Source organism: Paenibacillus hodogayensis, from assembly GCF_039536325.1.
Taxonomy (GTDB): domain Bacteria; phylum Bacillota; class Bacilli; order Paenibacillales; family NBRC-103111; genus Paenibacillus_AB; species Paenibacillus_AB hodogayensis.
Genome location: NZ_BAAAYO010000018.1, coordinates 96,872 through 108,732, shown reverse-complemented (window position 1 = coordinate 108,732; position 11,861 = coordinate 96,872). Strand labels below are relative to the sequence as shown.

General features: G+C 50.3%; 13 protein-coding genes. 6 read left to right on the top strand and 7 right to left on the bottom strand.

The genetic code is table 11. From position 1 onward, the window contains the following. Nucleotides 1–8: 8 nt before the first annotated feature. The 3 genes from ABD796_RS31860 to ABD796_RS31850 all read right to left on the bottom strand — a co-directional run bounded on the left by ABD796_RS31860 (nt 9) and on the right by ABD796_RS31850 (nt 2,161). On the bottom strand, nt 9–821 hold the full coding sequence (locus tag ABD796_RS31860) for a DUF5050 domain-containing protein (RefSeq protein WP_344916111.1): 813 nt from the start codon (nt 819–821) through the stop codon (nt 9–11). Next, entirely contained in the window at nt 800–1,600 is an 801-nt protein-coding gene (locus ABD796_RS31855) for a hypothetical protein (RefSeq protein ID WP_344916109.1), read from the bottom strand. The genes ABD796_RS31860 and ABD796_RS31855 overlap by 22 nt, the downstream gene beginning before the upstream one ends. Before the next feature lie 93 nt (nt 1,601–1,693). Next, nucleotides 1,694–2,161: a DinB family protein gene (locus tag ABD796_RS31850; protein ID WP_344916107.1), complete on the bottom strand. Its 468-nt coding sequence runs from the start codon at nt 2,159–2,161 to the stop codon at nt 1,694–1,696. Nucleotides 2,162–2,301: 140 nt separating this feature from the next. On the opposite strand from ABD796_RS31850, the gene ABD796_RS31845 reads away from it, so the two are divergent. The 4 genes from ABD796_RS31845 (at nt 2,302) to ABD796_RS31830 (ending at nt 6,847) form a co-directional block, all read left to right on the top strand. Continuing rightward, nucleotides 2,302–3,213, top strand: coding sequence for a LysR family transcriptional regulator (locus ABD796_RS31845; RefSeq protein WP_344916105.1), 912 nt, complete (start codon nt 2,302–2,304; stop codon nt 3,211–3,213). 136 nt (nt 3,214–3,349) lie between these two features. Continuing rightward, the gene (locus ABD796_RS31840) at nt 3,350–4,741 is read left to right on the top strand and encodes an FAD-dependent oxidoreductase (protein ID WP_344916103.1); all 1,392 of its coding nucleotides are present in this window, start codon (nt 3,350–3,352) and stop codon (nt 4,739–4,741) included. A 48-nt stretch (nt 4,742–4,789) separates the two neighbouring features. Continuing rightward, a complete protein-coding gene (locus tag ABD796_RS31835) occupies nt 4,790–6,208 on the top strand; it encodes an MBL fold metallo-hydrolase (RefSeq protein WP_344916101.1) in 1,419 nt (472 codons plus the stop codon). 54 nt (nt 6,209–6,262) lie between these two features. Continuing rightward, on the top strand, nt 6,263–6,847 hold the full coding sequence (locus tag ABD796_RS31830; RefSeq protein ID WP_344916099.1) for a histidine phosphatase family protein: 585 nt from the start codon (nt 6,263–6,265) through the stop codon (nt 6,845–6,847). Between the two features lie 102 nt (nt 6,848–6,949). Here the strand turns inward: ABD796_RS31830 and ABD796_RS31825 are convergent, their stop codons facing one another. Further along, nucleotides 6,950–7,765, bottom strand: coding sequence for a helix-turn-helix domain-containing protein (locus ABD796_RS31825; RefSeq protein ID WP_344916097.1), 816 nt, complete (start codon nt 7,763–7,765; stop codon nt 6,950–6,952). A gap of 228 nt (nt 7,766–7,993) precedes the next feature. Between ABD796_RS31825 and ABD796_RS31820 the strand changes: the two genes are divergently transcribed. Both ABD796_RS31820 and ABD796_RS31815 read left to right on the top strand, forming a co-directional pair. Further along, nucleotides 7,994–9,307, top strand: coding sequence for an ABC transporter substrate-binding protein (locus tag ABD796_RS31820; RefSeq protein ID WP_344916095.1), 1,314 nt, complete (start codon nt 7,994–7,996; stop codon nt 9,305–9,307). Nucleotides 9,308–9,322: 15 nt separating this feature from the next. Next, nucleotides 9,323–10,201 carry a sugar phosphate isomerase/epimerase family protein gene (locus tag ABD796_RS31815; RefSeq protein ID WP_344916093.1) on the top strand — a complete coding sequence of 293 codons (879 nt, stop codon included), beginning with the start codon at nt 9,323–9,325 and terminating at the stop codon, nt 10,199–10,201. A 45-nt stretch (nt 10,202–10,246) separates the two neighbouring features. On the opposite strand, the gene ABD796_RS31810 is transcribed toward ABD796_RS31815, so the two are convergent. From ABD796_RS31810 to ABD796_RS31800, 3 genes are read right to left on the bottom strand one after another with little or no spacing between them, the layout of a single operon-like run. Next, nucleotides 10,247–10,894, bottom strand: coding sequence for a class I SAM-dependent methyltransferase (locus tag ABD796_RS31810; protein WP_344916090.1), 648 nt, complete (start codon nt 10,892–10,894; stop codon nt 10,247–10,249). A 31-nt stretch (nt 10,895–10,925) separates the two neighbouring features. Beyond that, entirely contained in the window at nt 10,926–11,624 is a 699-nt protein-coding gene (locus ABD796_RS31805) for a DUF4386 domain-containing protein (RefSeq protein ID WP_344916267.1), read from the bottom strand. A gap of 20 nt (nt 11,625–11,644) precedes the next feature. Continuing rightward, entirely contained in the window at nt 11,645–11,860 is a 216-nt protein-coding gene (locus tag ABD796_RS31800; RefSeq protein ID WP_344916088.1) for a helix-turn-helix transcriptional regulator, read from the bottom strand. Nucleotide 11,861 lies beyond the last annotated feature (1 nt).

Sequence of the window (11,861 nt, the reverse complement as noted above, 5' to 3'; positions counted from 1 at the left end):
GAATGGAACTATTCGCGGTAGCGAATGAACATAACTGAGGAATCTCGGGCGGATCGCAGCAAAATCCCCTCGTCGGACGTAAGTATGCGCGAGATCGGATCGGCCACTGCCAGCAGCAAGCCGCTTGAGCTATCCAGAAGTACAGCACCGTAGCGATCGTTTTCGCCTAACTGGCATAGTAACCGATCGTGCAGCACCTGAACGCCGCCGACCGGAGTTCCCCATACGAGCACATCTTCTCCGTTCGGATTGGCCCAATACAGCTCGGATCGGCCCGTTTCATTTGGGGTTGTGTAAAATACATTGCCCTCCGCACTGTCAAACCACGATACGGCAAGGTCTGACAGCAGTATTTCGCCCGTTCCATCCAGCTCGGAAGCATAAAGCGCGTTGTCGGCATCTTTGACATAATAAAGCGTATTGTCGAGAATGCGAAAATGGTTTACTTCGGCGTCAACGACTTTGCCGGATTCACCCGTCTTGAGGTTGATTTTGTAAATTTTATTGGCATCGGTTTGCCCACGCGAGCCAAGTACATAAGCATCGTCGCCGATAACAGCAGGGGAGGAGCCGTCGCCGCCAGCCCTGAAGCCGTTGCCGTATGTGACATGCCAGCCGTACATCAGACCCGGATCGCCGACGGGCTTGCGATTTGCACTCTCCGGTCCCGGAGGCGACAAATAAAGGTTGCCGCTGCGCGGGGGAACGCCGTAATCGATGATCAAAGTGCCGTACGGGGTTTCACGGAAGTTCAGTTTCCCTAGATGCATCCGCTCCGCTTTTCCGTCGTCACCGATTCTTACATACTCGTCGTGCCCCATTGTGGCTCCCCCAATATGATAGGTGAACCACACAGCATGTTGTCACGCATTTGAAAAGATAAACCTCCCGGCTGCCCGTACCAGCTGCTCAGGTTATAGGAATAAATCTCTTCATTTTCGCCAGGCTGCTGCATTGGCGCCCGATACACGCGGTATGTCATTCCGGTCGTTTCAGCGAAATAGTAGTACCCCTTGTACAAAGCAACGTCGTTCACGCTCGTATCTGCGGGCATGTCGAGAGTCAGAAGCTGCGGGTTGTGCGACTGAATGGTCAGCCCGGCCGAGTTGTCCCACTCGTATTCCCATCCGAATTGGTCGTGGGCGAAACGCCATGTCAGCGGGAAATAGGTGACATCGCGGAAGTTTAACAAAGGATGCTCTTCTTTGGTATTGTCGATCGTACTGCCGTTGATCGTGACGGACGTGGAGGGAATCTCCGCCGTGTAGACGTCAGCATTGCGGCGTTCCGACTTGTTTGCCACATAGGAGGAGGTTACCGGGCTCTGCTTAATATACAAGCCTTCAGCCGGGGACCAGATCGACTCCAAACCGAGCAGTCTGCTATCGAACCATGTCATCGGAAAATAGGTGATACCGTTATAAACAAGCAGCGGGTATTCGCGGTATTCATTGTCCACCGTATGCCCGTTCAGGCTCACCTGAAAATCCGGGAGCGTAACCTTCACGCTAGCAGTTGCGGCCTGACTGCGCGCGTCAGGGGCCAACAAGCTCATACATAATGAAAAAACGATCGTATAGCCAACCCATTTGTTTCGCATAGTCCGGTCATCCCCTCTCTTTTGAATTAAACGCGAGGGGATGGTAAAAGTTTCTATTGTCAGGCCTTACCCAAACGGAAGATTCTCCAGTTTTTAGGGGATCAGCTTGATCTGACTCGATATAACCCCAAGGTGAATCGCTTCGTGCATCAACGCGAAGTTGAACAGTTCTCCGGCGGTAGCAAATTGAAAAGGCCCCATCACAAACGGCGTTTCCAGGCGATTGTCCAGCATTTCGGACGTAAGCTCGCCGAATCGGGAAAGCTGCGCGGATAAGTTTTGAACCAGCTCCTCCTTCGTCGGCGGCGAGATCGTCCAATCCGAGGGTTTCGTGCCGGAGCTAAACAGCGCTTCATAAAACGCCGGAATGGCGGAAGGAGAACCGAACGAAAGCGATGAATATTTGTCCATCCAATAAACGATGTGACCGACGTTCCAGCGAATGGTATTATTAAAGCCAGCAGGCTGTACATCAAGTTGCGCTTCCGAAACGCCTTGAATGTTCCCGATAACGATCTGACGCAGTACGTTTCCCGTATGAATAATCGATTGTGCTGTCATTTTGAATACGCCTCCCGATAAATGGTTGTATACTATCGCTTTACATCCCAAATATATCTTTCTTACCGGAGAGCAACAATCACGAAAATCCGATGCAAACGATCGGTTTCAGTAATGATGGAGTGGGGGGAATTGGAGAAATGGAGCTTCGCCAGCTTGAATATTTTGCGGCCGTTTGCAAGGAGATGCATTTCTCGAGGGCAGCCGAGAACCTCAATACCACGCAATCGAACCTGAGCCAGCAGATCAAGTTTTTGGAGAATGAACTCGGGCTGCCATTGTTCGATCGCATTGGGAAACGAATCGCGCTGACGGATGCGGGCAAGCTTTTGCTGGAGCAATGTCAGCTCATTTTCGAACGGATTGACTACATCAAGGGAGCGATAACGGATCTGAAGCGTTTGGAAGGCGGCACGCTGGACATCGCCATACTCCCGGGGGACGGTGATTTGCTGTTCGATGCGCTGGTGACCGATTTTCATCTCGCCCATCCTAATCTATCCATCAGCGTAACGGAAACGATGGATGTGTACGAGCAGGTGATGGACGGCAAAAGGGATATAGGCGTAACGACCGCGCCTTCGAATCCGGATGATCGCCTCTCGGTTATCCCCTTGTTCCACGAGGAGTTTGCTCTGGCCATTCATGCGGAGCATCCTCTTGCAAAGTCCAAGGCGATCGCCTTCGATCAGCTTCAGCAGTTGAAGCTGGTTTTGTTCGGTCCGGAGCATCAAATTACGAAGCTGTTTCATGCTCGCTGTCAGGAAAAAGGCATTTCCATTTACAACCCGATCGTCACCACCACATTGTCATCGCTTCTCTCCTTGGTCGAGCAAGGAATCGGCGCTTCCATTTTACCGCGGCTGCTACTCGACTATTTGAACCGCGACAGCATCAAGGCAGTAACGCTGCTGAATCCCTCGCTTAGTCAAGAGATTTGCATTATTCATCGGAAGGATAAATTTATGGGTCAGGCGGCAAAAGTATTTATCGGCGAATTGCAGTCTTTCGTCCAAGGGGTCATGAAGCGTTCTGCCCGCTCGCTTGGATAGCTCGGCGGCGGAGGGCCGCGCCAAGCCGTTTTCGTGAAATAAATTATATGTTTTATGAAATAATCCTGTATGTTCGGGGTCCGACTGCCTTTATATAATGAAATAAAAGTTATGAACAAAAGAAAGAAGGCGCGGTATGCAGGATTATTCCAAGAGAGAACAAATCAAAACGCAGGTGCTCGTCCTTGGCGGCGGCGCCGGAGGTATTGGCGCGGCGATAGCGGCGGCGCGTGAAGGCGCTGAGACGATTTTGGTCGATCGGCAAGGCTTTTTAGGCGGAAATATGACGATAGGTTTGCCTTTATTGGCTTTTCTGGATGCTCAAGGCCGACAGGTGACCGGAGGCTTGCCTCAAGAGATCGTGGACCGATTGATCGAATTGGACGCATCGTTCGGGCACCGGGAGTGTCCTTTGCATAATTCGACGACCGTCATTGACCCGAATGTCATGAAGATCGTGCTCTTCGAAAAAATAAAAAAATACGGGGTTCGCCCTCTGCTTCATTGCGAGATTATTGGAACGACCGTCGAGAATGGCGAGCTTAAATCCGTTATTGTGAAGGGCAAGGGCAAAGAAATCGAACTATTCGCCGACGTATTCATCGATGCGACGGGCGATGGCGACGTTGCGTTTATGGCGGGAGCCGAATTTGAAAAAGGACAGTACGCGAACGGAGAGACGCAGCCGCCAACCTTAATGTTTACGGTCGGTGGCTTCGATCTGGAGCGATTTATGGATTTCCTGGAAGAACACCCGGATGAGTTAAAGCACGGATCCTCGATGAAAATACGTCCAGGATACACGGCGGAATTTCTGCGGGCCAGCGAAAATCATGTGTTCGTCGGCTTGAAACATACGATTTCCAAGCTGAGACAAGAAGGGAAATGCCCGATCGACCGCGATACGATTATTTATATTCATTTGCCAAGAGAAGGCTATATCGCTTTAAACTGCATTCGGATCCTGAACTTTGACGGTACCAAACTCGAGGAGCTGAGCCGGGGCGAGGTCGAGTCGCACCTGCAGATTCTCCCTCTCATCCAAATGCTGAAGGAGCATATCCCGGGCTTCGAACATATTTATTTGTCCTCCATTGCGCCATTTTTGGGCATTCGGGAAACTCGCCGGATCAAAGGCATGCAAATGATTCGCGAAGACGCGGCTGTAAATGGAGTCATTCCCGATGACACGATCGCCTTAGGTTCTTATATTATCGATATTCATAGCGGTTCGGGGGATTCCACCGTTATCCGATCGCTTGCCGGTCCTTATGGAATCACCTATGGGGCGACGATTTCCAAAGACATTCGACGGCTCATGGTAAGCGGCCGGTGCATCAGTGTGGATCCGGTCGTGTTCGGTTCGTCCAGAGTGATGCCTACTTGCATGGCCGTAGGCGAAGGCGTGGGCATCGGTGCTGCAATGGCGGCGAAGCAAAACATAGCGCCGGAAGATGTGGACGTGCAAACGATAAGACGAAAATTACGGGAGCATGGGGCCATCCTCTCTTTAGACGAGCACAAATAGCCGTCATTCCGAAAGGCAGAGCAGAGATTAGGATCGGAGGAGAACGTAATGCGTGAAGGGCAATTGACTTTTTTCGGCGGAGTTGGGAAGTCGGGAGGCGTACAGGTACTTTACGGGAAAGGAAATCAGGGTCTTTTGTTCGATTTCGGCGTAGAACATAGCAGCCTGCTGTTTCCCAAGCAGCTGACGCTGTATGAGCCTGTAGGAGCTACACCCGGCCGGGAGCTGCGGCAATTTTTGCTTGGCGGAATGACCGCTCCGCTGCTACAGTTGTACGACCCGGAGCAGATTAAGGTGCTGGATACGCAGAAGGTCCGTGAAGTTTGGGGCGACCGAGAGTTTCCTTCTTATGAGCAGCTCAGCCTGTTCATCGGACATATGCACACGGATCATAACGCCGTTCTGCCTTATGCGAAGCCGGACCTTGCCGTGTATATGAACCATGACTCCTATTCCCTATACCGGGGCATGGTTGCGGGAGGCCACTCCCCGGATACCGCAGCGCGGATTCAGGCATGCGGCGATCTGAGCGTCGTCGATTTCGGCGAATTTACGATGCAGATCGTCGAGATGGACCATAATGCAACGGGGGCGGCGGGCATCCTTATCGATGACGGCGTCCACAAAATCGCCTATACGGGAGATTGGCGGCATCACGGCAAGCATCCGGAGAAGATCGAACGGTTCATCCGGCTGTGTCGCGAGCAACGGGTGGACCTGCTGATTACGGAAGGCACGCGTCTTGCGGCCGACCCGTCCGCCGAGGTTTCCCGTCAGATGACGGAAGACGAGCTGTTGGCCGGGTACTCCAATATTGTGAAAGAGTCGGAGGGACTCGTATACTTGCAAATGTCGCCCCGCGATCTGGAACGAATGGCGGATATGATTGCCCTTGCAAAGGATAACGGGCGGGAAATCGTTATGGAGGCGTCCCATGCCCTTATCTGGCATAATGCCAATCGTGAGGGGCTGCGCATTCTGGAAGGGCATCCCGCTCTTGACGCAGCTATCCGGGTTATCGACGCAACTGTGACGAGCAGCATGTCCATGCCTTACAAGACGATTTCGCTGGAGGAACTGGCCGAGCGTAAAAATCAATACGTGTACTTTTTCAAATTTCCCGATCTGGCCCATATGATTGAATTGGAAACGCTCGGCGGATTGCAAGGGCGATCGCATTTCATTCAGTCCGATTACAGTGTGAAGCTCGATCATCCCGATTTGACCAAATATTTGAAAACGTTCGGAATGACAGGCCATTCGTTGTGTAACGGCGGACACGCTCATCCCGAAGCGATCGCCGATATGATCGCGGGGATTGCACCGAAATCGGTCATTACTTTGCACAGCCGCCATCCGAGGTCGCAGCATACAAGAGGGATTTACGCTTATCATCCGGAAAAAGGGGAGACGGTGACGGTTTCGTCCATCCTTGCATCCGCCACCCACGCCGGAAACCGACCCTAAAACCGACTTGAAGCACATGGCATACATAACGATAGCGGAGGGAGAAGACCGATCATGGCTGTAATCACTTTTGTCAGACACGGCATTACCAATCACAATATAGAAAAGAGAGCGCAAGGGCATACGCAAAACCCGCTGAATGAGGATGGAAGAACGCAAGCGCAGTTCGTGGCCAAGCGTCTCTCCGAAGAGCAGTGGGACGTATTCATCTGCAGCGATTTAAGAAGAGCCCGGGAAACGGCGGACATCATAGCCGGGGAGATCGGCAAGCCGGTCGATGATTTCGATCCGCGGCTGCGCGAGATGGATAGAGGGAAGATCGCCGATACGACGGAAGAAGAACGGGTTGCGCGTTGGGGGGAGAACTGGAAGGAGCTTGATATGGCTCAGGAAACCCATGAGTCCATGCGTATGCGCGGGATCGGCTTTATTCAGGATATAGCATCACGCTATGCCGGCAAGAAGGTGCTCGTCGTCACTCACGGTTATTTCCTTGGGCAGACGTTAAAGGAATTGATGAGGGACGAGTTGACAGGCAGCGAATTGCGCAATACGTCCGTCACCACGATCGCTCAAGACGGCGAGAAATGGGTGTATTTGCTGTACGATTGCATCAGTCATTTGCCGGAGAAGAGATGACGGAGCAACTTCAAGGTTTGGGATGACAGAAAGAGCCGGTCCTCATGCAGACTGACATGAGACCGGTTCTTTTGGCTTGGTCACTCGGGTGCTTAGCGGCGTCTATACCCGATTCATCTCGCGATATTTGGAAGGCCGCATCCCCATGCTTTTGGCAAATACAAGGCTTAAATAAAAGCCGTTCTCGTAGCCGCATCGGTCGGCGATCTGATCCAGCGTCATGTCGGTAACCAGCAGCAGCTCGGCGGCTTTGCGGACGCGCAAAGTCCGGACGAACTCCGAAGGCGTCAGGCGGAACGCTTTCCGGAAACGGCGCGTAAACTGGACGGGGCTAAGACCAAGCTGACCGGAAAGATCGTTCATGCCGAACGGGGCATAGGCGTGGCGATAGAGCCATTCCGTCGCCCGGTTCATTAGCTCGTCTTCCGAAACGGGAATATCCTCAAGCTGATCTTTCAGAGCCCCATCCTCCCAATCCTCGCATGCAAGCTGCCATATATCGTTAAGCATCATCTGTTTGCGGTGGAAACTGCGGGCATCTCCCGCGAGATGAAGCTTGCGCATATAAGCGAAGTCCGAAAAAAGCCGTTTGCCGTCCGTCGGATGGGACTTTACGGAAGGCAGCGTTGGCCTCGTCTCCAACGGCTCGCTGCCGACGAATTTGAAGCCGATATAGTGGAGCCCCAGTGTCGACACCATTTCGCGATGAAACGTGCTGCCAGGCGGGCAAAAAATAAGCTCTCCGGCGCTTGCCTCTCCGCTTTCCGCATCGATCCGATAACGGAATTTCCCCATTTCCACGGCAAATAGCACCCACACGGGATACGTATCCGCCTGCATCTCAAATTGCTCCTTACTCTCGAAATAAAAGTGATAATCCAGCATCAGCTGCCGGTCCCATAAGCTTTGCGCGTCCATGTCGAAGTGTCGCCTCCTCTGATGAAATAAATTATATCACAAATGATAAAATACTGTATGTTCAAGAGAAAATATTTTTGTTCTAATGAAATAAATATACGGCTTTACAATATCTTTACCGTCAGTTAACAGAAAATGCAACTAGAGTTGCTATACTTTAAATGCCATTGGAGTGGTCAAAGATTGAAACTTTGTTTCATCAAACCTATCAAAGGGAGGCATTTAGGAGTGAAAAACAGGAAGATGATGTTGTTGCTGAGTATGTCGATTATAGGAGGTGCAGTACTGGCCGGCTGCGGAAAGGATGGAGCGGCCCCGAACGGCGGAAGCGGCTCGAAGCCGGCATCGGCCAAGGCCGCGGATACGACTCCCGTTACGCTCAAGTTTGCCGTCCATTTGCCGATCAACGATGAGTTCAAGCAGCTGTATATCGAGCCCGTCACGAAGAAGTACCCGCACATTTCGTTCGAGTTTTTTGAGGCCAGCAACTTTAAGGCGTATGACCAGCTCATCGCGTCCGGTGATGTTCCGGATCTCTACATCTCGTTTAACGGCAACATGCCGGGACTTAAGGATCGGGCCATAAACATGGATATGAAGCCGCTTTTTCAAAATCATCAAGTGGACTTGAAACGGTTCGAGCAAAACTTCCTGGACGATATTCAATATGCCGTAACCGAGAAAGGCGAATTGTACGGCTTGCCGATTGAAACGGCTTTTCATGCGCTGTATTACAATAAGGATATTTTCGATAAATTCGGCGCCCCTTATCCCAAGGACGGCATGACGATGGAGGAAGCTCTGGAACTCGCCAGGAAGGTGACGCGGAACGAAAACGGCGTTCAGTATCGGGGCTGGGATTTCGGGAGCATTGTGAGAATGGCTCAGCCTCTCGGACTCGTCTATATCGACCCCAAGACGGAGAAAGCGATAACCTCGAGCGAAAGCTGGAAACGCGTATTCGAGTTGGGTAAGCAAATTTATTCGATTCCCGGCAATGAGCCGTCGAAAGATTCGAAAAAGAACGGATTGAACGGATTTACGAAGGAACGGACCATTGCCATGCTGAATGAAACGAGCAAGTTCTCGCAGTTGAAAGAGGCGGAGAAGGACGGGTTCAAGTGGGATGTCGTCCAGCATCCGTTTTATGCGGATAAGCCGAATATTTACGGGAATTCGACCGTTTATATGATAGGAGCCGTTCCAACGACTAAACACATGGATCAGGTGCTTCAGGTGATGGAAGTCATGACATCCGATGAAGTACAGATGAACGTTTCCAAATCAGGCCGAATATCGCCTCTTAAGAACGACGCGGTGAAGAAAGCGTTCGGGCAGGGCGATCCTTCCTTGCAAGGTAAGAACGTTGCCGGCATTGTGAAAGGCAGCCCGGTCAAATACCCGATATATTTATACAGAGAAATTGCCGAACCGCTGACCAATAACAAGTTTACCGATTTCATGAATCGTTCGGACGATGTGTATACCGTGCTGAGAGAATTGGATTATGAAATCAATCAAGCGCTCGTAACTCAGAAATAAAGAGGGGGACTAAGCATGAGGCTTTCAACGACGACAGGCACGATTAGCCTGACTTTATCGGGGGGCTACACGCCATACAAGGAGGCGTTGAGAAGGCTAAAGGCGGTAGGATATGACGTTCTGGACATTAATTTTTGCCGGGCTCTGACGGGCCAAACCGATCTGGTCTGCGACAATTGGGGAACTGTGATGCATGAACTCCGGGAAGAGGCCGAGCAGTTGGGCGTCGAGTTTACCCAGTCTCATCCCGTGTTTTTGCCCGGACATGTGAATCAGCAGCCGCCGGAGAGGTTGGAGGTTTACGATGAAATGATGCGCCGGTCCATCATCGCCAGTTCCATTCTGGGTGTAAAATGGGCGGTCGTTCACCCCCAGGAGGATAGAGAGACAACCGCATTGGACGTCGATGCCTGTATGAAGGACAATGTGGAGCATTTCTCGCCGATCGTCGAGCTTGCTGTCAAGCACAATGTCGGGATCGCATTTGAAAATATGATCGAAAGTGAAACGTCCAAGAGGCGGTTTGCCAGCCATGCGTCCGAGCTCGCTCAGTTAATCGACATCTGGGGCGATTCTCGAATAGGCGCATGCTGGGACTTCGGACACGCCAATTTCCTTTACAAGGATCAGCGCCCGGCGCTGCGCACGATCGGCACGCGGCTTAAGGCGACTCACGTAAACGACAATTACGGCAAATCGGATGAACATATGTTTCCTTTCCACGGCAGCGTAGATTGGCATTCCATCATGCCAGTGCTTGTCGAGATCGGTTACGAGGGCGATTTTACATATGAAACGCATAAGGAATTTACCCGTTTGCCTGAGCCTCTCAAAGACCCTTTAGCAAAGGTCGGGTACGACATCGGCCAGTATTGTTTGACCCTTACGCAATGAAGGTTGGATCCCCGTTAGAAAAGGCATATTTCGATTGGCTGGCCGTCATTTTGGCGGTCTTTTGCCATTCGGTGAAAACTTCCTGGCAACTATGAAATATTCCTGAGAACGTTTCTTTAAGCAATCCGTTTCGACAATGGAAAAATTCCCTTTCTCAATGGTATCGACTAAAGTGCGTATTTTAAATGATCTTATTTTCGGCATTAAACCAACTCTACCCGCCAAGAATAACAGGTTTCTTAGAAATATTTTTTCTCCTACGCAGGGTGTTGCGGAGATCAATAATCCTCCCGGCTTTAACAGTTCATTCATTCTTTGTAGAACGATAGGCTCATCTTCCAACAAATGCAGAACATGAAAGGCCAAGATGACATCAAATGAGCCTTTCTTATACCTCTCATCAAAAAGGGTTGCATGAACATAGTTTATATTGGCAAGGTTACGCTCTTTTGCCTCTTGTTCTGCAATTCCTATCATTTTGGAAGAGATATCAATCGCATGAATCCCTTTCACATACTCTGCAATTTCATTGGATATCAATCCAGTCCCACAGCCGAAATCCAACACCAGGTTGCTCCTTTTGAGATGCTGTTTCGTTCGTTGTATGATTTGGAGGTAAGTCTGTTCATCCTTCATCTCGATTTGATCATATTGACTTGCGGTTTTGTCCCAAAAACGTTCTGATTTATTCATTCCGTTACACCTTCTTTTCCAGAGCATCCATCTAATTGGAAACAAAATCCTGTTGCGCCCGGTTGAATCCTTTCGTGATTAGCCATATAGCCAAAACCAATTGTTGAAAGGCTATTGGCATGTTCAACATCATGTAGGTTGTATCCAGACCGATGAAGCGAATCATAAACAATAAACTTGCCGATATGGACAGTGCAGACCCAATAAGACCCGAAACGGACAACCAGCGTGGAATGATTTTTGTTTGGTAAAATATGCAGGTAAACAAGAACATGGCCAAAACAAACGCCAGTGTCGTTGCGACATGGTTCACCAAATCGCGTCCTTCTCGCAACAATCCGCCCAGGGTCTGAACATACGTACCATTCAAAGTTCCAACTTTTGCAAATTCATGGCTTACGGTCAATAGCAACAAAAGAATGATTACGCCCATTATAATGAACACACCGGCAATGATGCCGAAAGCAACCGATCCGAGAGCCAACCCTTTATTATGCTTACTTAATATCGGGTACAACCCAATAGGAATACCGACATAGCCAACAACCATGAACAACTGGAAAAATGCTCCTGTTAGTACCTGGTTTTCATTTGTAGGAGCGTTGACAAGGTAGTCTGCCCTATCTATAACAGGAACAACACTCAATAGGCCTGTAACTAATCCGGCTAATAGTAACACCCCGGTAATTACTGCAGGCCTTCTGGCTGAATGGTTACTCTTCCTCAATATCATGAACCTCCTTATCCTGCCTACCCATCCTCATATTGAAAGACCTCTTCGATGGATTTTCCGAAAACACGCGCGATGCGAAAAGCCAACTCCAGGGAAGGAGAGTAATTCCCTTTTTCAATAGCCACAATCGTTTGCCTGGTAACCCCGGCCTTATCAGCTAATTGCTGCTGGGTCATCTCGTCATGATGAAAGCGAAGATTCCGTATATGATTGCTGATCGCATCCTTTCCCATG

Coding starts and splice junctions, on each gene's coding strand:
- ABD796_RS31860 (WP_344916111.1), bottom strand. CDS start 821: ATGGGGCACGACGAGTATGTAAGAATCGGTGACGACGGAAAAGCGGAG.
- ABD796_RS31855 (WP_344916109.1), bottom strand. CDS start 1,600: ATGCGAAACAAATGGGTTGGCTATACGATCGTTTTTTCATTATGTATG.
- ABD796_RS31850 (WP_344916107.1), bottom strand. CDS start 2,161: ATGACAGCACAATCGATTATTCATACGGGAAACGTACTGCGTCAGATC.
- ABD796_RS31845 (WP_344916105.1), top strand. CDS start 2,302: ATGGAGCTTCGCCAGCTTGAATATTTTGCGGCCGTTTGCAAGGAGATG.
- ABD796_RS31840 (WP_344916103.1), top strand. CDS start 3,350: ATGCAGGATTATTCCAAGAGAGAACAAATCAAAACGCAGGTGCTCGTC.
- ABD796_RS31835 (WP_344916101.1), top strand. CDS start 4,790: ATGCGTGAAGGGCAATTGACTTTTTTCGGCGGAGTTGGGAAGTCGGGA.
- ABD796_RS31830 (WP_344916099.1), top strand. CDS start 6,263: ATGGCTGTAATCACTTTTGTCAGACACGGCATTACCAATCACAATATA.
- ABD796_RS31825 (WP_344916097.1), bottom strand. CDS start 7,765: ATGGACGCGCAAAGCTTATGGGACCGGCAGCTGATGCTGGATTATCAC.
- ABD796_RS31815 (WP_344916093.1), top strand. CDS start 9,323: ATGAGGCTTTCAACGACGACAGGCACGATTAGCCTGACTTTATCGGGG.
- ABD796_RS31810 (WP_344916090.1), bottom strand. CDS start 10,894: ATGAATAAATCAGAACGTTTTTGGGACAAAACCGCAAGTCAATATGAT.
- ABD796_RS31800 (WP_344916088.1), bottom strand. CDS start 11,860: ATGGGAAAGGATGCGATCAGCAATCATATACGGAATCTTCGCTTTCAT.